17 protein-coding genes and 3 pseudogenes are annotated in these 20,628 nt (G+C 72.6%); 8 read left to right on the top strand and 12 right to left on the bottom strand.

Translation table 11 applies throughout. The features are described 5' to 3' along the window. Positions 1-52 precede the first annotated feature (52 nt). Complete coding sequence (locus GEV43_RS41470; RefSeq protein ID WP_160826175.1) at positions 53-922, top strand: oxidoreductase; 870 nt, start codon at positions 53-55, stop codon at positions 920-922. Positions 923-937: 15 nt separating this feature from the next. On the opposite strand, the pseudogene GEV43_RS48780 reads toward GEV43_RS41470, so the two are convergent. From GEV43_RS48780 to GEV43_RS48775, 3 genes and pseudogenes are all read right to left on the bottom strand, one after another. After that, positions 938-1,372 (bottom strand): annotated as a pseudogene (locus GEV43_RS48780) (LysR substrate-binding domain-containing protein); the annotation flags it as partial. An 85-nt stretch (positions 1,373-1,457) separates the two neighbouring features. After that, positions 1,458-1,529: pseudogene (locus GEV43_RS56765) on the bottom strand (hypothetical protein); the annotation flags it as partial. 2 nt (positions 1,530-1,531) lie between these two features. Continuing rightward, entirely contained in the window at positions 1,532-1,753 is a 222-nt protein-coding gene (locus GEV43_RS48775; RefSeq protein ID WP_302931429.1) for a LysR family transcriptional regulator, read from the bottom strand. On the opposite strand from GEV43_RS48775, the gene GEV43_RS52595 reads away from it, so the two are divergent. Together GEV43_RS52595 and GEV43_RS47090 are read left to right on the top strand one after the other, a co-directional pair. After that, positions 1,691-2,203: a tautomerase family protein gene (locus tag GEV43_RS52595; RefSeq protein ID WP_206681651.1), complete on the top strand. Its 513-nt coding sequence runs from the start codon at positions 1,691-1,693 to the stop codon at positions 2,201-2,203. The genes GEV43_RS48775 and GEV43_RS52595 overlap by 63 nt on opposite strands. 120 nt (positions 2,204-2,323) lie before the next feature. Further along, positions 2,324-2,524 (top strand): hypothetical protein, encoded by a 201-nt coding sequence (locus GEV43_RS47090; protein WP_164717273.1) that lies wholly within the window; start codon positions 2,324-2,326, stop codon positions 2,522-2,524. Positions 2,525-2,696: 172 nt separating this feature from the next. Here GEV43_RS47090 and GEV43_RS41455 read toward each other — a convergent pair whose 3' ends face one another. The 3 genes from GEV43_RS41455 to GEV43_RS41445 are packed head-to-tail and all read right to left on the bottom strand — an operon-like array spanning position 2,697 to position 7,629. Further along, entirely contained in the window at positions 2,697-4,610 is a 1,914-nt protein-coding gene (locus GEV43_RS41455; protein WP_160826174.1) for a hypothetical protein, read from the bottom strand. Then, positions 4,610-4,861, bottom strand: a complete 252-nt coding sequence (locus tag GEV43_RS41450; RefSeq protein ID WP_160826173.1) for a hypothetical protein — start codon at positions 4,859-4,861, stop codon at positions 4,610-4,612. Before GEV43_RS41450 ends, GEV43_RS41455 begins: the two co-directional genes overlap by 1 nt. A 23-nt stretch (positions 4,862-4,884) precedes the next feature. After that, positions 4,885-7,629, bottom strand: a complete 2,745-nt coding sequence (locus tag GEV43_RS41445) for a S8 family serine peptidase (RefSeq protein ID WP_160826172.1) — start codon at positions 7,627-7,629, stop codon at positions 4,885-4,887. Between the two features lie 699 nt (positions 7,630-8,328). On the opposite strand from GEV43_RS41445, the gene GEV43_RS41440 reads away from it, so the two are divergent. Continuing rightward, complete coding sequence (locus tag GEV43_RS41440; protein WP_160826171.1) at positions 8,329-8,748, top strand: YciI family protein; 420 nt, start codon at positions 8,329-8,331, stop codon at positions 8,746-8,748. A gap of 12 nt (positions 8,749-8,760) precedes the next feature. Then, a complete protein-coding gene (locus GEV43_RS41435) occupies positions 8,761-10,047 on the top strand; it encodes an RNA polymerase sigma factor (protein WP_160826170.1) in 1,287 nt (428 codons plus the stop codon). An 8-nt stretch (positions 10,048-10,055) separates the two neighbouring features. Here the strand turns inward: GEV43_RS41435 and GEV43_RS41430 are convergent, their stop codons facing one another. Next, positions 10,056-11,600, bottom strand: a complete 1,545-nt coding sequence (locus tag GEV43_RS41430; protein WP_160826169.1) for an MFS transporter — start codon at positions 11,598-11,600, stop codon at positions 10,056-10,058. 106 nt (positions 11,601-11,706) lie between these two features. Here GEV43_RS41430 and GEV43_RS41425 point away from each other — a divergent pair, with 106 nt between their 5' ends. The 3 genes from GEV43_RS41425 (at position 11,707) to GEV43_RS41415 (ending at position 13,804) form a co-directional block, all read left to right on the top strand. Further along, a complete protein-coding gene (locus GEV43_RS41425) occupies positions 11,707-12,738 on the top strand; it encodes an AsnC family transcriptional regulator (protein WP_160826168.1) in 1,032 nt (343 codons plus the stop codon). A gap of 158 nt (positions 12,739-12,896) precedes the next feature. Further along, positions 12,897-13,442: a DUF6230 family protein gene (locus tag GEV43_RS41420; protein WP_160826167.1), complete on the top strand. Its 546-nt coding sequence runs from the start codon at positions 12,897-12,899 to the stop codon at positions 13,440-13,442. After that, entirely contained in the window at positions 13,433-13,804 is a 372-nt protein-coding gene (locus tag GEV43_RS41415; protein WP_160826166.1) for a DUF6114 domain-containing protein, read from the top strand. Before GEV43_RS41420 ends, GEV43_RS41415 begins: the two co-directional genes overlap by 10 nt. Before the next feature lie 19 nt (positions 13,805-13,823). Here GEV43_RS41415 and GEV43_RS41410 read toward each other — a convergent pair whose 3' ends face one another. The 5 genes and pseudogenes from GEV43_RS41410 to GEV43_RS56760 all read right to left on the bottom strand — a co-directional run. After that, on the bottom strand, positions 13,824-14,738 hold the full coding sequence (locus tag GEV43_RS41410) for an alpha/beta fold hydrolase (RefSeq protein ID WP_160826165.1): 915 nt from the start codon (positions 14,736-14,738) through the stop codon (positions 13,824-13,826). Then, positions 14,735-15,733 (bottom strand): NAD-dependent epimerase/dehydratase family protein, encoded by a 999-nt coding sequence (locus GEV43_RS41405; protein WP_160826164.1) that lies wholly within the window; start codon positions 15,731-15,733, stop codon positions 14,735-14,737. The genes GEV43_RS41410 and GEV43_RS41405 overlap by 4 nt, the downstream gene beginning before the upstream one ends. Beyond that, positions 15,730-17,367 (bottom strand): fatty acid CoA ligase family protein, encoded by a 1,638-nt coding sequence (locus GEV43_RS52590; protein ID WP_160826964.1) that lies wholly within the window; start codon positions 17,365-17,367, stop codon positions 15,730-15,732. The genes GEV43_RS41405 and GEV43_RS52590 overlap by 4 nt, the downstream gene beginning before the upstream one ends. Beyond that, positions 17,361-18,410 (bottom strand): 3-oxoacyl-[acyl-carrier-protein] synthase III C-terminal domain-containing protein, encoded by a 1,050-nt coding sequence (locus GEV43_RS55625; RefSeq protein WP_309240262.1) that lies wholly within the window; start codon positions 18,408-18,410, stop codon positions 17,361-17,363. The genes GEV43_RS52590 and GEV43_RS55625 overlap by 7 nt, the downstream gene beginning before the upstream one ends. A 226-nt stretch (positions 18,411-18,636) precedes the next feature. Beyond that, a pseudogene (locus GEV43_RS56760) lies at positions 18,637-20,559 on the bottom strand (SDR family NAD(P)-dependent oxidoreductase); the annotation flags it as partial. Positions 20,560-20,628: the final 69 nt, after the last annotated feature.

The following is a 20,628-nucleotide window of genomic DNA, read 5'->3' as shown; positions in this document are numbered from 1 at the left end:
CCACCCTCAGGAGGGAATGGCACGTTCCGAGCGGGGCGGTGAGGATGGCGGCATGTCGAACGAAACAACCCGTACCCCGGTGTGGATGATCACCGGATGCTCCAGCGGCCTGGGCCGCGCCCTGGCCGAACACGCCCTCGAACGCGGCGACCGGGTGGCCGTCACCGCCCGCGACCGCGATACCGTGACCGATCTCGCCGCCCGCCACCCCGGCCGGGCGCTGGCGCTGGCGCTGGACGTCACCGACCCCGCCTCGGTGAACGCGGCCGTCCGGGCGTGCGAGGCTGAGTTCGGCCGCGTCGACGTCCTGGTCAACAACGCCGGGTACGGCTACCTGGCCGCGATCGAGGAGGGCGAGGACCCCGCGGTCCGCGCGCTCTTCGACACCAACGTGCACGGCGTGGTGACGGTGCTCAAGGCGGTGCTGCCCGGTATGCGGGCCCGCCGCGCGGGCCGGATCGTCAACGTCTCGTCCTTCGGCGGCCTGGCGGCCTTCGCCGCGACCGGGTACTACCACGCCACCAAGTTCGCCGTCGAAGGGCTGTCGGAGTCGCTCGCGGCGGAGGTCGCGCCGCTCGGGATCGCGGTGACGATCGTCGAGCCCGGCGGCCTGCGCACGCGGTGGGCGGGGGCCTCGATGCAGCAGTCGCCCGTCCGCCTGGACGACTACGAGCAGACCGCGGGCAAGCGCCGCGACTCCACCCTGGCGGTGTCCGGCCGCCAGCCCGGAGACCCGGTCCGGGCCGCCGCCGCGATCGCCGCGGTCGTGGACGCGGACGCGCCGCCGCTGCGCCTGCTGCTCGGCTCGGACGCCCTGGCCGGAGCACGCGCCCGCATGGACCGCGTCCGCCAGGAGATCGACGCCAACCAGGCCCTGACCGAAAGCGCGGACCTGGAGAAGGCGTCGGCGCGTTCGTCGTGACCGGAGCCGAACCGCTCAGTCGGCGAGTTCGGCGGCCTCCTGCCTGAGGGCGCGGACCAGCGCGTTCGTGGAGGCCGTGGCGGGGCCGGGCGGCCGGACGAGGCTGACGCGCCTCACCTCCTCGGTGACGCCTTCGACCACGACGAGCCGCACGCCGGGCGGGACGGCGGGGAGCAGCGTCGACGGGGCGGTGGTGACGCCCGCTCCGGCGGCGACCAGGTGCAGTTTGGTGAGCCAGTCGCGGACGGCATGGCAGGTCCGCGGCCGTCCCGGCAGGCCGGGCCAGACGCCGAGCAGCGGCTCGTCCGCGGTGGCCGGGCTGGAGATCCGGGGCTCGCCGGCGATCTCCTCGGCGGCGACGGTGTCGCGTCCGGCGAACCGGCCGCCCGCCGGCACGGCCACCGCCAGGCGGACCTCCAGCAGCGGCTCGGCACGCAGCGGCGGGTCGTCGGTGTCGGGGGGAGCGGTGCGGCGGCCGGGAGGAGAGCAGGGCGAGGTCGAGGGTGCCGCTGCGCAGCACCCGTACCAGCGAGGGCGCGGTGCCCTCCCGCGTGGACACCCGGACGTGGGGGTGTTCGCGGCGCAGGGCCGCCAGCGCGCGGGACACGATCACCGCCCCGACGCTGAGGGGGAGAACCCGAGCCGGACGCGGCCGTCCTCGCCCTCCGCGCCGCGCAGCTCCCGGTCGGCCGCGTCGAGCGCGTCCAGCGCGACGACGGCGTGCCGCAGCAGGGCGCGGCCTGCTGCGGTGAGCCGCACGCCGCCGGGGTGGCGGTCGAAGAGCCTGGCGCCGGACGCCTGCTGCTCCAGCACGGCCACCTGCCGGGACAACGTCTACGTGCGCGAGGGAACGACCCCCGAGCACCGCCGGAACGTCTCGCTGGGCATCCACCGGTCCATGGTGGACGTGCTGAAGATCCGGAGGGCGACCAGTTCCACTTCATCCTCGAACTCAAGCCCGAGAACGGCCAGATGCAGCCCGTGTTCTTCGGGATCGAGTGCGGCGACCGCACGCTGGCCATCCAGTTGTTCCTCAACCACCGCGAACCCGGGGTGAAGGCGGACCTGTTCGCGGCCGTCCGCGAGAACCTCCGGCTGCTCGCGGACGTGCTGGAGGAGGACATCCTGCTGTGCGTGGTCGAGACGAACAGCGAGAACTGGTGGGCCGCCGGACGGATCGTCAACCCCGAGACCGGCTACGACGAGCGCATGCCCCAGATCGTCACCGACGCCCCCGCCCCCGAACTGAAACCCCGCCCGCCCGACCGTCGAAGGACCTGAGTTTGAGGCTTTCTTTCGCTCTTCCTCCCCACAACCGCCACATCTGCCGCCGAAAGGTTCAATTAGCACTTCAATGAGATGATTGAACCTAGCGGAGAGCGGTCCAGAAAGGAGCGGTGGGTGAAGTTCTTTCTTGAAGTCGACATGGGTGAGACGGCCTTCGACGGCCACGCCGTCGAGGAGCTGGGGCGGATCATGCGGTATTGGGGCGGGAACGTGCGGCACTACGAGATGAGGCCCGGCGCCGGTTCGGTCGTGTACGACTCGTCGTACAACGATGTCGGGCGCTGGGGCATCGTCGAGGACGCTGGGGCGCAGTAACGAACGGCCGCCGTCGCGGAGTCCACCGGCGTGCAGCCCTCAGGAAAAAGGTCGGGGCCCGTGGCGTACCGCTGGAGCACCAGGACCTCCGCTGCTGGAACCGTGTGCGAGTTGTTCTCGAACAAAGTGCTGCCGTGCCCCGGGCGTTCCAGAGGAACGCCCGGGGCACCGCTTACGGGAGGCCGTTGACCTGGACGGGCTTGTTGGTGTCGGTAATGCCTCCAACACCGAGTTGGCCGCTGTTGTTAGAGCCCCACGTCCACACCGATCCGTCTGGCCGGATGCAGGCCGAGTGTCCGGTGCCGCCGGTGATGCCTGTTCCAGCGGTGAGCCCGGGTATTTCGACAGGAGTCGCGGAGTTCCCTTCTGTGGAACCGCTACCGAGCTGGCCGGCGTCATTCCGTCCCCACGCGTAGATGCCGCTGCCGGGACGGAGGGCCAGACTGTGCCAGATTCCGGCCCCCACGCTGCCCACCCCGGTCAGCTCGCTTACCCGGATGGGAGTGTTGTGCTGGATGGTGGTGCCGTCGCCGAGCTGGCCATTGGAGTTGCCACCCCAAGCCCACACACTGCCATCGGTTTTCACGGCGAGCGAGTGAGTCACTCCGGCGGCGACTGCATCCGGACGCGTGGAGACGCCTGATAGCCCGCTCACCTGGACGGGTGCGCTCCTCGCGGTGGTGGTGCCGTCGCCGAGCTGCCCGTTCTGGTTCAAGCCCCAAGCCCAGACTGTGCCATCCGACTTGACCGCCAAAGAGTGGTTGAACCCTGCGGCCAGGCTCTTGATGTCGCTGAGGCCGCTGACCTTGCTGGCGACGGATGTGCCATTGCCCCAGCTCCATACGGTCCCGTCGCCTTTGAGGGCCAGTGACAGGTCGCGCCGGGTCGCGACCGCAGTCACCTGGTCGAGGCCGCTGACTCGAATGGGGCTCGCCCTTGTGGTCGTGGTCCCGTCACCGAGCTGTCCCTGGTTGTTGGCACCCCACGCCCATACCGTTCCATCGGACTTCACCGCCAGGGAGTGATGGTCTCCGGCCGCGATGCTGCCGGACGTCCTGGCGACCCCGGTCAGCCCGTTGACCCGCACGGGGGTGCTGCTGCTGACCGTGCTCGCGTTGCCGAGCTGACCGGTGGAGTTGGCGCCCCAAGCCCATAGCGTGCCGTCGTTCTTGACGGCGACGGTGTGGTTGCTGCCCGCGGCGATCCCGTGGCTTTCACGCAGTGTGACGACGTTCTTGAACGTCTGGCTGACGGCTTTGCCGACCGAGTCCTGAGCCGTGAAGCGCAGAGTGACCTTGACGCCGGGCTGGTTGGGGGTGCTAAGGGCGGCGACGAAGTCATCGCCCGAGCTGCGGGTGGTGGACACCGGCTGCCACGTCTCGCCGCCGTCGTAGGACGCCGAGGTCTGCACCCCGGTCAGTCCTGACTGGGCTGCGCCCGGCTGGTGGTAGCCGTTCACATGAAGTGACGTGATGGTGTTGGCAGGGATCGTATAGCCGATGTCGTGCGGCAGCGAGTAATCCAGGAGCAGCAGGGGCGTGGCGGCGCAGCCCTCGGTGTTCGGACTGCCGGCGTCTCCGCAGGCATACCCGGACGGAGCCGCGTCACCGCCGGGGGCTTTCGAAGTGAACTCCCAGGTGGTGTCCACTTCGTAGTCGGTGAACCGAGGGAGCGGCGACTTGTAGACCAGCCGGTACTGGTATGTCGAGTCATCGGACGGCACGTCGTACAACGGCAGTTTCGTCTCCGGGTCGACGCGGGGCTGCACCGCGGTCCCGCCACGACTGAGCGTCGCGGTCAGGGAGGTGCCCGGAGCCATAGTCCCGTTGTCGGAGAGGGCGGGGCCGCCCATCTCACTGTGGCCCTCCCCGCCAAGGATCACCGGCGCCGAGTAGAGGGTGTTGCCTTGCCGACCCAAGAAAAGGGGTGTGGGACGAGCGCCGAAGCCTTCCCTCGGTCGATTCGACCGTGCGTACTGCCCGGGCCGCATCGGCGCGGCGCCCCGGGTCTCGGTGCGCGAGGAGCCTTCCGCGAAGCTGTCCCAGCGCGTCCATGCCCAGTACGCCTGGGTGTCGTCGTAGGGCATCACGGCGCGTTGCCAGCGCAGACCGGAATCGACCGGATAATACTCTCGTCTGGTGATCGGCCCCAGTATCCGTATCCCGACACCTGGATGCTGTGCCGCATGTCGGTGGGGCTTGGAACATTGGTCTCGAAGTGCCGTGAAGCCTTGGTCGCAGGCAGGACGACGTTGCGCACGGCGGTGTTGGAGGCGGTCATGGTGATCTGGGGATCGCTCGGGATCTGGCCGCGCCAGAACTTGGCGACGTTCCACACCTCGTCGAGCTTGGGAGAGCTGGTCAGCCGGATCTCGGCCGACTGCCCGACCTGAAGCCCGGTGGCCCGCAGCAGTGCGAGGCCGTCCGCTCGGGACAGCGTGGCGACCGGCAGGATCTCTCCGCCGGCGGCAAGCTCGGTGCGGCTGTCGTACCCGTCGCGTGCATCGAGGACGAGGGCCCGGCGTAGCCTGCGTCCTTCAATCGCCGGGCGAGGGTGGTCCCGGCCTCTCCCGTTGCGGGGCGCTGGATGAGCGCGACTCTTCCGCCGCCCTGGGCGGGCAGTTGCCCGGGACCGCCGTCACCTGCGTAGACCAGGCCGGCCTGGTACTGGCCTGCCGCGAACATCTCCAGCTTGGGCTCCAAGCGTGTCGCGAACTCACGGTCGAAGGCAAGGTAGGTGGCGTGCTGTCTGAGGTTGCCGTAATCCAGTGTGACCTGGGGCTTGAGCCACTGGCCGTAGTACCCGAAGCTGAAGGTGCCGGTAGTCAGCGGTGTGGAGGTCGGCAGAACGTACACCTGTTCGGCGGCATTCAACGTGCTGACGCCCATCGGCGCGTGGTCGTCAGAGGTGCGCAGCCAACTGAGACCCGATTTCGCCATGAGGCTCGGGTTCGCGGTGTTCACACGGATGGGTGTGGTCTTTCGGGCGTCGAAATCGACCGTCACGTCGCTAACGATGCGCATCTCCGGATGGATGGCATACATATCGCCCGCGCCGGTGGCTCCCGTGGCACCGAGCCGCCCGTTGAGCCCGAAGGCGTACCGTCCTTCCGGCAGATACAGCGCACCGTTGCCGTTCAAAACATACTCCGCCGATTCCCGGTCGGGATCGTCCAGCGGGAAGACGGTGAGGGCCTGACCGCCGAGCGCGGTGCCGTCGCGGTCGATCGCCCTGAAGGTCACCTTCCGGGTGGGCTTGACCATTTCTAGGCCGAGTGCCGTGGTCACGGTCTGCTCGCCCGTTCTGGCGATGAGCTTGCCCTGGTAGCGGCCGAAGGCGCCGGTAGGAGTCGATGCCGTGAGTTGCACCTGGCCGGTCCCCTCGGCGGGGACCGTCAGCGTCGAGGCGCTGAGTTGGATGTCGAGCACGACGCCTTTGGCGTTCCTGGCCGAGGCGCTGAGCGTGAGTGTCACTGGAGCATTGCCGGTGTTCCTGTAGGTCACGGTCCTGCTGAACTGGCGGGGCTGCTCGCTGGTCGATTTACCGAGGTTCAGCGTGTCCGGTTCCGCGAGGACGGTCTGTGTGACGGCCTTGTCGACCTGGACGCGCCCTGCGCCGGACTGATAGGCCGTGAGGCCGATGTCCTTGGCCGACCCGACGAGTGCCGCTTTGATGCGCGTTCCGTTCCAGTCGGGGTGCTGCTGCTTGAGAAGGGCGGCGGATCCGGCGACGTGCGGAGTGGCCATCGAGGTTCCCGAGGCGGAGGTGTAGTTGGCGTCGACCGGGTTGCCCATCGACGTGCCCTCCGCGCGGGCGGCGACGATGTCGACACCGGGAGCGGAGATCTCTGGCTTGACGCCGCCGTCGCTCTTACGCGGCCCCACCGACGAGTAACCCCAGCCTTGGTCGGACTTGGTGACCGCGCCGACGGTCAGAGCCGAGGGGGCGATGCCCGGTGATTCGATCGTCTGCGCGCGCGGCCCTGAGTTCCCGGCGGCGACGACGAACAGTGCGCCAGTGGACTCCGACAGGTCTTCCACGGCCTGGGCCATGACATCACTGCTCTCGTCTTCGACGGCCCCGCCCAGGCTCATGTTGACGATGTCGGCGTGCTTCTCCTCGGCGGCCCATCGCATACCGGCGATGATGTCGGACGTCGGACCACTGCCCTGGCTGTCGAAGACCTTCCCGATGAGCAGGTCGGCCTCCGGGGCGACGCCCCTGCGCGTCGGCGTGCCCGCCAGCCCCCGGCCACCGATGATGGAGGCCACATGCGTACCGTGCCCATGCCCGTCCGTAAGCGGACTGGTGTCGCCGGGGACGAAACTCTTGCCGCCGACCACCGAGTTCCCGAAGTCAAGGCCGGGATCGAGGCCGGTGTCAAGAACGGCCACCTTGACGCCCTGGCCCTTGAAACCGGCCTCCCAAGCCTTGGGCGATCCTATCCGGGGGACGCTTTGGTCCAGGGTGGCGTGCACAGTGGCATCGAGTAGAAGTCGCCGTGCTTCCCCACGAAGCGCCGGCTTCGTTCCATTGCGCGCGACCTCGGCGTTGGTAAGCGCAGACCAGGCGGTTCCGCGCTTCTTCCGGTCCACGGCGAAGGACACCAAATCTGTGCCTTCGATCGCCCGCCGTGTCTTGCCGCCGGGAATCGCTTTCGCGTGCCGACGAAGCGTTGACTCCGATAGACGCTTCTTGCCTTTCCGGCGATCGCGATAGTCAATGATAACCGGCAGTGGCTTGCCGGAGTCCGCCAGCCCTTCACGAGCCAGCCGGGTGACATTGAACAGTTCTCGGTCAGCGAGTTTGGCGGCGACCAATGGCTGGGCGTCACTGGGGACGACATAACGTTTGGCGCCGTCGATCGTCATCCGATAGCTGATACCGGGCCGCGGATCGTTGATGACGACGTCACCGGAGGCTGCGTCGTACAGGACTGTGTCGCCAGTGATCAGCGCGACGGGCCGCCGCGGGGAGGGGGTGTGCGGGGAGGCAGATGGTGCGCTGGGCGGCTCGGCGGCCACCGGCGTCGCCAGTGCGGCCGAGAGCATGACGAGGCAACCGGACAGGAGAGCGAACGCGCGCTTCGATGGTCGAGGGTTCACCACTACTCCGCTGGACGAGGGGGCCGCGCAAATCCACGGCCCTTGGCGGTTCCGATAAACCAGGCCGACATCGCCATTTGGGGGTCCTGGAGATCAACCCACAAGCCGTCTGGCCACAATCGGTCGATGACCTACAAAAAGGGTCGAGGTGTTTGTCAACACGGCAACGTTTTTGGATACAGCTCAGTCAAAAACTGGTTATCATCCAGCAATACTTATTGTCACGATACAGTGACTTTCTGTGTATGCCCCGTCAATGTTCTTCGAGCTGATCGGCTTCCGCACTACCAGCGGGGCGCAGGCGCCGCCGATATTCCCGGTGAGGTGCGGTGTCCGGCTTAATGAAGCGGTGGGCTGGTCACAATGCCCCAGCAGCGCAGGCCGCATCGCACTCCTGAGCGCCGACGTCAGGACCGCCTAAGGACCACCGCTCTTTGGCGGATCATGCGGTATTGGGGCGGACCCCGTTGTGCGGCGAGTCGTTCACGGCCGCCCCGACGCCGGACCTCGTTTCGTAGTGGCGCAGGTTCTCCGCTGGAGCGGACACCGGGGCGCGGTAGCGGGCGGACGGCCGTCGGCGCGGAGTTCTCGGAGTTCTCGGAGAAAGGTCGGCGGTCGTGTCGATCCGGGGCGTTCCCGCTCGACCTAGGGGTGAGAGGGTCCTGAGGGAGGGCCCGGACGAGCCAGGGAGACGCGACCGTGAAGTACATGCTGATCATGCGGGCCACCGAGGAGGCGTACGCCGGGATGGCGGACGTCGACTTCGGCGCGATGCTGGAGACCGTCGGCCGGTACAACGACGAGATGATCCGGGCCGGAGTGCTGGTCGCCGCGGAGGGGCTGGCCGACGCCGCCGAGGGCGTGGTCGTCGACTACTCCGCCGAGCCGCCCGTGGTCACCGACGGGCCGTACGGCGAGACCAAGGAGCTGTTCGGCGGGTTCTACATCCTCAACGTGGCCTCGAAGGAGGAGGCCGTCGAGTGGGCCAAGCGGTCGCCGATGACGGGGCCCGGGCTGAAGACCGAGATCCGCAGGGTCACCACGATCGACGAGTTCCCGCAGGACAACGAGTGGATCCGGAAGGAGCGGGCGTGGCGCGAGGCGACCGGCCAGCTCTGAGCGGGGCGGGGGATGGCCGGCCGCACGGGCCGTGAGGCCGTCGCCGCGGTCTGGCGGATCGAGTCGGCGCGGATCGTCGGCGCGCTCGCGCGGTACACCGGCGACTTCGCGCTGGCCGAGGACCTCGCGCAGGAGGCGCTGGCCGAGGCGCTGGTGTCCTGGCCGCGCGACGGCGTGCCGCGCAGTCCCGCGGGGTGGCTGCTCACCGCCGGGCGGCGGCGGGCGATCGACGCGTTCCGCAGGCGGTCGGCCCTTGACGAGCGGTACGCCGCCCTCGCCCGCGGGCTGGGGGAGGGCGGCGCCGCCTCGGGCGGCGCGCCCGCCGATCCGGTCCGGGACGCCCCGGACGTTCCGTGGGACCCGGACCGGATCGACGACGACGTGCTGGCGCTGATGTTCGTCTCCTGCCATCCGGTGCTGTCGCGGGAGGCGCGGGTGGCGCTGACGCTGAGGGTGGTCGGCGGCCTGACGAGCGACGAGATCGCCAGGGCGTTCCTGGTGCCGACCGCGACCGTGCAGGCGCGGATCACGCGGGCGAAGAGGACGCTCGGCGCGGCCCGGGTGCCGTTCGAGGTCCCTCCGGCGCGGGAACGGGCCGGACGGCTCGGCTCCGTCCTCAACGTGGTCTACCTCGTCTTCACCGAGGGTTCGTCGGCGAGCTCGGGCGGCGACCTGATCCGGTTCGACCTGGCGGGCGAGGCGCAGCGCCTCGCGCGGGTGCTGAGCCGGCTGATGCCGGACGAGCCCGAGGTGCACGGCCTGCTGGCGCTGCTGGAGCTGACCGCGGCGCGGTTCCCGGCCCGTACCGGGCCGGACGGGCGGCCGGTGCTGCTGGAGCACCAGGACCGCCGCCGCTGGGACCGCGCCGCGATCCGCCGCGGCCGGGCGGCCCTGGCGCGCGCGGAGCGGGCGGGCCGGGGCCTGGGCGCGTACGGCCTCCAGGCGGCGATCGCCGAATGCCATGCCGTCGCCCCGTCGGTCGAGGCGACGGACTGGGAGCGCGTCGTGCTCGTCTACGAGGCGCTCGGCCGGCTCGCGCCGTCGCCGGTGGTCGATCTGAACCGGGCGGTGGCGGTGTCCATGGCGCGGGGGCCGGCCGCGGCGCTGCCGATCGTGGACGGGCTCGCGGCCGCCGGGGCGCTGCCGGGTTCGCACCTGCTGCCGAGCGTCCGCGGGGAGCTGCTCATCCGCCTGGGCCGTGCCGGGGAGGCGCGCTCCGAGCTGGAGCGCGCCGTACGGCTGTGCGGCAACGAGCCTGAGCGTGCGGTGCTGGAGCGCAAACTCGCCGACCTGGGCTGAGAGGCCCGTCACCGGCGGTCTCCCGCGCCGTGGGCGGCGGCGAGGTCCTCGCGCGCGTCGTTCCCGGGCGGCTCGGCGGGCTCGGTCCTGGCGGGGCGGACGAGGAGGAGGACCAGGGCCGCGGCGGCGAGGGCCGTGAGGCCGGCGGCGGTGAAGACGCGGTCGAGGCCGGAGGCGAAGGCTTCGCGGACGAGCGCGGACAGCTCGGGGCGGCGGGCGGTGATCTCCGCGGCCCGGCCGCCGGCGAGGGCGGCCGCGGTGCCGTCCGGGAGTCCGGCGGCGGAGGCGGCGGCCGAGAGCCGCGCGGTGAACAGGGTGCCGAACGCGGCGAGGCCGACGGCGAGGCCGAGCTGGCGGAACGTGTTGACCGCGGCCCCGGCCATCCCGGCGCGGCGGGCGGGCACGGCGGCGAGGGCCGCCGAGACCAGGACGGGGGTGGCGGCCCCGACGCCGAGCCCGGTGGTGACCATGCCGGCGAGGAGCGTCCACGGCCCGGAGCCGGGCCCGACGAGGGTCATCAGGAGCGCGCCGGCGCCGATGAGGGCGAGCCCGCCGCCGATCGGGTAGGCGGGGGAGGCGCGGTGGAGCCACCGCCCGGCGGCGAGGGACACCGCGAAGGCCGAGAGGGACATCGGGACCGTGACCAGGCCCGCCTCGATCGCGCCGAGCCCGAGCACGGACTGGAGCCAGATCGAGGTGAACGCCAGGTGCGCGAACGCCCCGCCGCTCAGCACCGCCGCGGCGGTCATCAGCGCCGTGAACGATCCCCGGCGGAACAGGCGCAGGTCCAGCATCGGGGCGGTCCGGGCGCGTTCGACGGCGAGGAAGACGCCGAGCGCGCAGGCCCCGCCGATCAGCGCGGCGAGGGTCCGCGGGGCGCTCCAGCCGTGCTCGCCGCCGGAGATCAGCCCGTAGACCAGGGCGGACGCGGCGACCGTGAACGTCAGCGCGCCCGCCAGGTCGACGGGACCGGCGGCGGGGTCGGCGGACTCGGTGACCACGGCGCGGGTGAGGGCCACGGCCGCGACGGCGACGGGGACGTTGACCAGGAAGATCGCGGGCCAGCCGAACCCCTCGGTGAGGAGCCCGCCGAGCAGGGGGCCGGACGCGGCGGCGAGGCCGTTGACCGCGCCCCACACGCCGAAGGCGATGCCGCGGCGGCGGCCGTGGTAGACGGTGGCGATCAGGGCGGCGGTGGTGGCGAACATGGCCGCGCCGCCGGCGCCCTGGACGGCGCGCGCGGCGACGAGGGCGCCGGCGTTGGGCGACAGGCCGCAGGCCAGGGACGCGGCGGTGAACACCGCGAGCCCGAGCAGGTAGAGCCGGCGGCGTCCGAAGCGGTCGGCCAGCGAGCCGGTGAGCATCAGCAGCGCGGCCAGCGCGAGCGCGTAGCCGTCGATGACCCATTGCAGGCCGGCGAACGACGAGTGCAGCGACGTCGCGATGTCGGGCAGCGCGACGTTCACGATCGTCACGTCGACCAGCAGCATGAACGTGCCGAGGCAGATCGCCACCAGGGGCCACCACGGCCAGGACGAGCGGGTCGGCGGCATGGGAGTCTCCTTCCATCGGGTTCTGCGCCCACTGTCGACAACATCCGGCCCGGGTCCGAAGGGAACCGACGGCCTTCGACGTGATCCGACATCCCGTATCCTCCGGATGGTGACTCTCGACAGTTTCGATGACCTCGACCGCGGCCTGCTGCACGCCTTGCAGATCGACGGGCGGGCCCCGTTCCGGCGGATCGGGGAGGTGCTGGGGGTCTCCGACCAGACCGTGGCCCGCCGCTACGCCCGGCTGCGGCGGAGCCGGTCGCTGCGGGTGCTCGGGCTCAGCGACCCGGCCGTGGTGAACCAGGTGCAGTGGACGGTGCGCGTGCGGGCCACGCCGGAGGCGGCGGCGGAGATCGCCGACGCCCTGGCCCGGCGCTCGGACACGAGCTGGATCAGCCTGTGCTCGGGCGGGACGGAGATCTTCTGCACGGCCTTCGGCGACGGCGTCGATCCGCTGCTGCTCGAAGCGCTGCCGCGGACCCGCCACGTCCTCGACGTCCGCGCCCACCAGGTCCTGCACGTCTTCGACGGGGGAGCCGGTAAGCCGTTCACCAAGCACGGGCCGCTCACGGCGTCCCAGGTCGCCCGGCTCAGCGAGCACCTGCCCGTCCCGTCCGGGCCGGCCCCGCGGCTGGACGGCGCCGACCGGCGCATCCTGGAGGTGCTGCGCGAGGACGGCCGCGCCACGGTGGAGGAGCTGATGGCCGCCGCGCGGGTCTCGGCGAGCACCGCGCGCCGGCGGCTGCACGACCTGCGCGCCGGCGGCGTGCTGCACTTCGACGTGGACGTCGACCTCCGCGTCTTCGAGCTGCCGGTGCGCACGATGCTCTGGCTCACCGCCCGGGCCGCCGACCTCGACGCGGTCGGGCGGGCGCTGGCGACGCACGCCGAGGTGGCGTTCGCGGCGGCGACCACGGGGCCGGGCAACGTCCTCGCCAGCGTGTCCACCCGCGACACCGCGGCCCTGTACCGCTACCTCACCACCGAGGTCGCGGCCCTTCCCGGCGTCGGCGCGGTCGAGACCGCGCCGGTCGTGCGCAACGTCAAGGCGGCCGTCACCCACTACGGCGCCCGCCTCCCGCGGGCCCGCGGCGGCGGTCAGGGCGGCGTCGGACGGGGACAGGGTTTGGTTACTTAGCGTTGTTTTGGCTGGTCAGGGCGTTGTACGTTGGGCCGCGTCGAAGCCCGTGCCGGACGGGGGGGATCCCGCCTCGCGGGGTTGATGGGGCGCCGTGCGCCCCGTGACCGAGAGGTGGTGGATCGTTGCGGGGATCCGTCAGGTGGCGCCGGTTCGCGTTGTTCCTGGTTCCTTCGCTCGCCGCGCTGGCCGTGCTGGGGTTCGGGATGGCCGAGGGGGCGGTGCCGGTGTCGTTCGCGCTGTCGGGCCGGCAGATGCAGGTGTCGGCCGACCGGCTCTCGGGGCGGGGGTTCGGGCTGTACCCGGTCGTGGTGCGTTCGGCGAACGGCCGCAGGCACCAGGTGATGATGCTGACGATGCGCACGGCCGAGATCTACGGGCTCTGCCAGTCGGCGACCGTGGACACGCCGCTCGGCCGCTACGTGCTGCGGCTGAGCGCCGCCGACCGCGCCCGGCCCGCGCCGGTCAGCGGGCTCGGCATCTCGGCCACCGACGTCAAGGCCGATGTCGACTTCGGGTCGCTGGTGCTCAACGAGGACGCGCGGACGCTTGGGTCGGCGGGCTCCCGCGGCGACTACGGCGTGGGCGCCGCGGAGTTCACGGTGAAACGGGTCCGGGTCCACGCGTGGATGGTCGCGGGCGGCACGCTCCGGGTGAAGGGGCTGAAAGTGGCGATCGGACGTGACGTTCCAACATGCTTCTAGCCGATTGGGGCCGGCGGGCCGCAGCGTTCGGCGAGTGGGCGCGCGGGCGGCCGTTCGCGGCGGGGTGCCTGCTGGTGGCGTCGGGTGCGGAGATCATGCTCATGCCGGTGGTGAGGGCGCGGCTGGTGGTGCACACCGGCGTGGGCGGGTACGCGGGGTTCCTGCTGGGGCTGTTCCTGATCGCGATGGGCGCGGCGGTGTGCTTCGCGGTGGACCAGCGGTCGGTCATCGCGGTGCTCGCGGTGCTGGCCGCGCTCGCGGCGTTCGTGCTGACGAACCTGGGCGGCATGCTGATCGGGTCGCTGACGGCGATCGTGGGCGCCGCGCTGGCGTTCGCGTGGACGCCGCGCGCGGACGGGTAGCGAGCGGCCGCCCGGGGCGCTAGTCGCGCAGGAAGTCGCGGAGCGCGATCAGGAACTGGTAGCCGGTGTCCTCCAGGACGAAGTGCCCGGCGTTCCGGTAGAGGTGGACCTGCGCGGCCGGGAAGTGCTTGCGCCATCGGCGCAGGAACGCCCGGTCGAAGACGGGGTCGAGACCTCCCCAGCCGATCAGCATCGGGAGCTGGGAGAACCGGCCGAGCGATGCGCCGGTGTCCCGGAGGACGGGCCAGGCGGGGTCGCCGGGGCCGAGCGGGATGTCCTGGACGAACCGCTGGATGGGGCGGCGCTGCTCGGGCGTGCCGTACGGCGCGAGGTACGCCGCGCGGACGGGTTTGGGCAGCATGCGCCGCATTCCGAGCGGCGGGCAGGTCGCGAGCCTGAGGAAGGCGTTGTGGCGCAGGAACAGCCGTTCGCCGAGGCGCGTGTCGCGCAGCACCCAGAACGGGACGCGCAGGACGGGCCGTACCTTGCCGCCGTGGGGGTTGGGGAACGCCGCGGTGTTGAGGACGACCAGGCGGGAGACGCGTTCGGGATGGCGGCAGGCCCAGGCCATGCCGATCGGGCCGCCCCAGTCGTGCATCACGAGCGTCCAGCCGCGGTCGGGCGCGCCCCGCTCGGCGATCAGGTGCCCGGTGAGCGCGTCCAGGTCGTCGACGCGTGAGGCGAGCGTGTAGGTGTAGCGGTCCTCGCCGGGGGTGTCGGACAGGCCCATCCCGATGTGGTCGGGCGCGACGCAGCGGTACCGGTCGCGCAGGGCCAGGACGGGGCGCCGCCACAGGTAGCTCCAGGTGGGGTTGCCGTGCACGAACAGCACGGGGTCCCCGTTCCCCTCGTCCAGGTAGTGCTGGCGGACGCCGTGGCCGTCCGGATGGTCGTACCAGTGGGAGTCGAACGGGTACTCGGGGAAGTCGGTCACCGTGCGGCTCCTCGGTGCGGGTCGGCGAGATGGACGGCGAGGCGGGCCATGCCGTCGTGCGTGGTCACGTGCGGGCGGTAGCCGAGGTCGCGGCGCGCGGCGGACAGGTCGAACCAGTGCGCGGTCGACGCGTGCCTCACCAGGAACCGGGTGAGCGGCGGTTCCCAGGGGACGCCGGGCAGGCGGTACGCGTACTCCAGCAGGGCGCCCGCCGCCAGGGCTGGCCAGACCGGCATCCGCCGCGTCACCGGGGGCAGTCCGGCCGCCTCCAGCAGGGAGTTGACCCAGACGCCCAGGCCGCAGGGCTCGCCCTGGGCGATGAAGTAGACGCGGCCGTTGATCGGCGAATCGGGCCCGAGCCGGTCCAGGGCCAGCAGGTGGGCGTCGGCGGCGTTGTCGATGTAGACGGTGTCGACGGGCTTGTCGGCCGCGCCCAGCAGGAACAGCAGGCGGTGCCGCGCGACGAGCCGGGGCAGGAAGTGCGGGTCGCCGGGGCCCCAGATCATGTGCGGGCGCAGCGCGACCGCGGGCACGAGCCGTCCGGCGGCGCCCAGCACGAGCCCTTCGGCCGCGGCCTTGGTGCGGGAGTAGGGGTCGGGCTGGCGGCGCGAGTAGGGGACGGACTCGTCCACGCCCTCCAGGTCCCGGCCGCCGTGGACCACGCTCGGCGAGGAGGTGTGGACGAGCCGGGCGCCGATGCGGGAGCAGGCGGCCAGCACGTTGCGGGTGCCCTCCACGTTGATCTGCCGGAACTCGCGGGTCGGGCCTTTCGCGACCGTCTTGGCGGCGCAGTGGACGACCGCGTCGCACCCGTCGGCCGCGGCCCGTACCGCCGCCGCGTCGCGGACGTCGGCCTGGTGCTGGGTGACGCCGAGGCCGTCCAGGGCCGCGGACCGGCGGCGGTTCAGCGAGACGACGGTGTCGCCGCGTGCGGCGAGCCGCCGGCAGACGGCCTGCCCCAGGAAGCCGGCGCCGCCGGTCACCAGCACCTTCATGCCCGTCCCCGTCCGGTCGGGAGGCGGCCGGCCGCCCAGACGGCCAGCTCGGCGCGGCGGATCTTGGAGTTGTGCCGGGCGTCCACGGGGAAGCGGCGGGCGAACAGCACGCGCAGGCCCGGGACCGGCCGGCGTTCGGCGGCCAGCGCCGAGATGTCGTCGGCGATGCGGCGCCGTTCGCGGGGCGAGGGCTTGCCTTCGGGTTCGACGCAGAGGACGGGGATCTGCGCGCCCGGCGGTCCGACGCCGACCAGCGCGGTGCGGTGGACGCCCGGCACGGCGGCGAGGACGGGCTCGACCTGGTCGGTGTAGAGCTCGCCGTCGGCGGTGCGGACCCGTTCGGACGCGCGCCCGGCGAACCACAGCCGTCCCCGCTCGTCGAACCGGCCGAGGTCGCCCATGCGGTGCACGATCCGTTCGCCGTCGACGATGCGGGCGCGGCGGGTGGCCGCGGGCTGGTGGAGGTAGGGGTCGCTGACGGCGGGGGAGGCGACGGTGATCTCGCCGAGGGTGCCGGGCGGCACCATCAGCTCGTCGCTCCACCGGTGGACGGGCTGGTCGCCGACGCCGATGACGCGGACGAGGACGCCGGGCAGCGGCGCGCCGAGGCAGGTGCCGTCGCCGCGCGCGGTGGCGGCGCCGGTCTCGGCGAGCTCGCGGGCCTCGATCGCGGCCACCGGCATGCACTCGGTGGCCCCGTACACCGACAGCAGCCGCGCCTCGCCGGTCAGGTTGCGGCGCAGCCGTTCGGCCACCGCGAGCGGCAGGGGGGCGCCGGCGGTCAGCACCTCGGTGACCGAGTCGAGCGTGACGCCGCGGGCGTCGCAGTACCGGGCGATCTTGTCGAGCAGCGCGGGGGCGGCGAACAGCCCGGCGACCCGGTGCCGCCGGAGGTCGCGGACGAGCGCGGCCGGGTCGGCGCGGGCGGGGTGGCGCGGGTCCATGTCGGGGATCACCGCGGTGGCGCCGAACGCCGCGCAGGCCAGCGTGAACGGCGGGAACGTCGACATCACCGGTGTTCCGGGCCGCCACACCTCCAGCGGCGCCATCAGCTCGAACTGCGCGGCCAGATGCCGGTACCGCAGCGGCACGCCCTTGGGCGGCCCGGTGGACCCGGACGTGTAGGCGATCACGGCGAGCCGGTCGGGGGTGGGCAGCGTCCAGTCGCCGGCGCGCGGCGGTGTGGCGGCGCGCAGCCCGGCGAGGGTGTGGCCGAGCCAGAACCGGCGGGGCCCGACGGTGACGGCGACGCGCGTCTCGCGGCGCGCCCAGCCGAGCAGCAGGCGGGCGGCCTGCGCCCGCGGGACGCCGATGAACGCCTCGGGCGCCGCCTCCCGCAGGCACGCCCGTACCGCCGCAGGCGCGAGGCCGGGATCGACCACCACCGGGACGGCGCGTATCCGGAACACCGCCAGGACGAGCGTCACCAGTTCGTCGCCGGGCGGCACGAGGATGACGGTGCGGGTGCCGGGGCGCAGGCCCGCCCGTTCCAGGACCAGCGCGGTGTGGTCCACGCTCTCGGCCATCTGCGCGTAGGTGGTCGCGGTGGGCGTGCGGCCGGTGGTGAGGCAGGCGGTTACGTCGGGCCGCTCGCGCAGCTGCTCCTCCACGAGGGCCGCGATGTCGGTCACCATCGCAGCACCATGAAGCTGACGCTGACGCCGCTGGCCAGGCCGATCAGCGCGACCAGGTCGCCGGCGCGCACCCGGCCCGCGGCGGTGGCCTGCGCCAGTTGCAGGGGGAGGCTGGCGGTGGCGACGTTGCCGTGGTCGGCGATGGTGACGACGACCTTGTCCTTGGGGACGCCGAAGTACTCGCAGAACCTCCAGGTGCTGTCCAGGCTCGCCTGGTGCATGCAGACCGCGGCGAGGTCGTCCCAGGCCAGCCCCATCCCGGTCAGGACGCCGGTGAACGTGTCGCGTTCGATGGTGATGAACGCCTGGGCGAGCCGCGTCCCGTCGACGGTGAAGGACCCGATGCGGATGTCGCCGTCGCGGTAGACGATCGGGACGGTGGCGGCCGGCCAGGCCGACGAGCGGGCGAGGGTGTGGTGGGTCAGCAGGCCGGGCTCCTCGCCGGCCTCCAGCAGCAGCGCGACCCCGGCGTCCGAGACGGTGTAGGAGGCGACGGCGTCGGTGAACGCCGCCTCGCCGTCCAGGACGCGCGGCATGGTCCTGGTGCCGGTCTCGCCGGAGACGATCAGCACGGTGCGGTAGCGGCCGGCGGCGATGAACGCGTCGGCCGCCTCGATGGCGTTGCACACGCTGTTGCAGGCGTTGCGGGTCTCGAAGACCGGGCAGTTCATGCCCAGCTCGCAGGCCACCAGGTGGGCGGTGGCGGGCTCGACGAAGTCGAGGCTGAGCCCCGCGTACAGCAGCAAGTCGATCCGGGCGGGGTCGGTGCCGGTGCGTTTGAGGAGCTTGCCCGCGGCGGTGACGGCCAGGTCGGAGGGGCGCTGGGTCGCGGCGGCCACGTGGCGGCGCTGGACGCCGCTGTACTTGGCGATCAGTCCGCGGGGGAAGTCCAGTCCGGGGTTGTCGGCGGCGATCCGGTCTTCGAGCTGGGCGGTGGTGAGGGTGCGTTCGGGGAGGTGGGCGGTGACGCCGGTGATCCGGGTGTGCACGGTCCTGGCGTGCGCGGCCGGGGTGTGCGCGGCCGGGGTGTGCGCGCCGTTCACGTCGGGGTTCCCGCGGTCGTCGAGGTCGGCATCGCGTCGGCGTCTCCAGATCCGTTGGGGTCGGCGGGGTCGGGGACGTGCGGGCCGCCGGGCAGGCCGCCGGCGCGGGGGCCGGGCGGCGGTGGCCCGGCCCCGAGGGCGGCCGGGCGAGGGCGATCTGCTCCTGGACGAACTGGGCGAGCCCGGCGATGGTGCCGCCCCTGTTGAGCAGCTCCATCGGTGAGATGTCCAGGTCGAACAGGTCGCCGAGGGAGGTGATCAGTTCGGCGGCCATCAGGGAGTCCAGGCCGTACTCGTCCAGGCGGCGGTTGCGGTCGAGGCGGTCGGGGTCGATGTGCAGGACGGCGCCGATGCGCCCGGCCAGTTCGTCGGCGATGGCCGCCAGGGCCTGGCCGCTGGGCAGCGCGGCGAGTTCGGACCGGAGCCGCTCGGTGGCCCGGCCGCCGTCGTGCCCGGCGGGAACGAGCCGTCCGCAGCGCGGCGCCCGAACGACGCGGAAGAACTTGCCCGCCGTTCCCCAGCTCATGTGGCCCGCCGAGGCGACGTCGGCGCCCGCGGCCGCCAGCTCGTCGAGGGTGGCCAGCGCCTGGACGGAGGTGATGCCCTCCAGGCCGAGGGAGCCGAGGAACGCGCCGAGGTCGTTGCGGTCGACGTAGCCGGTGTCGCTGATGGCGCCCCAGGCCACGGCCAGTCCGGCGGCGCCGTCACCGCGCCGCCGGCGCACGAGCGCCTCCATGAACAGGTTTCCGGCGACGTAGGCGGACTGGCGGACGTTCCCGACGCAGGCGGCCATGGAGGAGTAGACGCAGAACAGCTCCAGGTCCCGGTCGCGCGTGAGGGCGTCCAGGACGAGGGTTCCGGCCATCTTGGGCACCAGCACGGCGGCGAGCCGTTCGTCGGGCAGGTCGGTCAGCGCCTCGTCGTCCAGGTGCATGGCCGCGTGGACGACGCCCCGCAGCCGGTGCCCGGAGCCGTCGCCGCCGGAGCCGCCGGAGCCGTCGGTATGGGCGCGGTCGATCTGCTCCACGATGCGCGCTATCGCGGCGGCGTCGCCGCAGTCGGCGGCGTGGACGGTCGCCTCGACGCCCCGTTCGGCGAGCGCGGACACCAGCGCGGACGCGCCGGGCGCGTCGCCGCCGCGCCGGGAGACCAGCGCCAGGCGGCGGGCGCCCCGGTCGGCCAGGTGCCGGGCGGTGGCGGCGCCGAAGCCGCTCAGCCCGCCGGTGACCAGGTAGGCGCCGTCGGGGTCGAGGCGCGGGGGAGCGGGGCGCCGTTCGACCGGAATCGGGTCGTCGGACGGGTCGAGCTCCACGATGACCTTGCCGATGTGCCGCGAGTGCTGGAGGCACTCGAACGCCTCGGCCACGCGCGCGGCGGGGAAGACGGTGTGCGGCAGGGGCCGGTAGCGCCCGGCGCGGACGTGTTCGGCGACGTCCTCGAACAGGGCCTCGGCCTCGGCGGGCCGGTGCAGCAGGGTGCTGAGGTCCACCACGGCGAACAGGGCGTTGCCGCTGAGCGGGTGCAGGGGCAGCGAGCCGTCCTCCACCAGGTCGCGCTTGCCGAGCTCGATGAACCGGCCGCCGGGCGCCAGCAGTTCGGTGCTGCGGGTCAGGCCCTCCCCGGCGAGCGAGTTGACCACCACGTCCACCCCGCGCCCGCCGGTGGCCCGCGTGACGTCGGCGGCGAAGTCCAGGGTGCGCGAGTTGAACACGTGCCGGACGCCCAGGCAGCGCAGCAGGTCGCGCTTGATGTCGGAGCCGGCCGTGGCGATGACGCGGGCGCCGCGCAGGCGCGCGTGCTGGACGACGGCCAGCCCGACCGCGCCCGCGCCCCCGTGCACCAGCACGGTCTCGCCTTCCCGGAGCCGCGCGACCGTCTCCAGGGCGTGGTGCACGGTGGCGAACGCGACCGGCATGGTGGCGGCTCCGGCGAGGCTCGTGCCGTCCGGGACGGGGAAGACCGCGCCCGCGTGGGTGGTGAGCGAGGACGCCAGCGCACCGGACGCGAACCCCGCGACCCGGTCTCCGGCCGCCAGGCCCGCGACGCCTTCTCCGACGGCGGTGACGGTCCCGGCGAACTCGAAGCCCACGCCGTCCTGGGTGAGGCCGCCCTCGATGGCCTCGGCGGGCAGCAGCCCGGTGGCCTGCATGATGTCGCGGTAGTTCAGCGCGGCGGCGCGTACCGCGACCGTGACCGCGCCCGGTCCGGGCGGGCCCGG

This window comes from Actinomadura sp. J1-007, from assembly GCF_009793335.1.
GTDB lineage: Bacteria > Actinomycetota > Actinomycetes > Streptosporangiales > Streptosporangiaceae > Spirillospora > Spirillospora yumaensis.
Note: the sequence above shows the minus strand (reverse complement) of the source record. Positions and strands in the feature narration are given on the sequence as shown.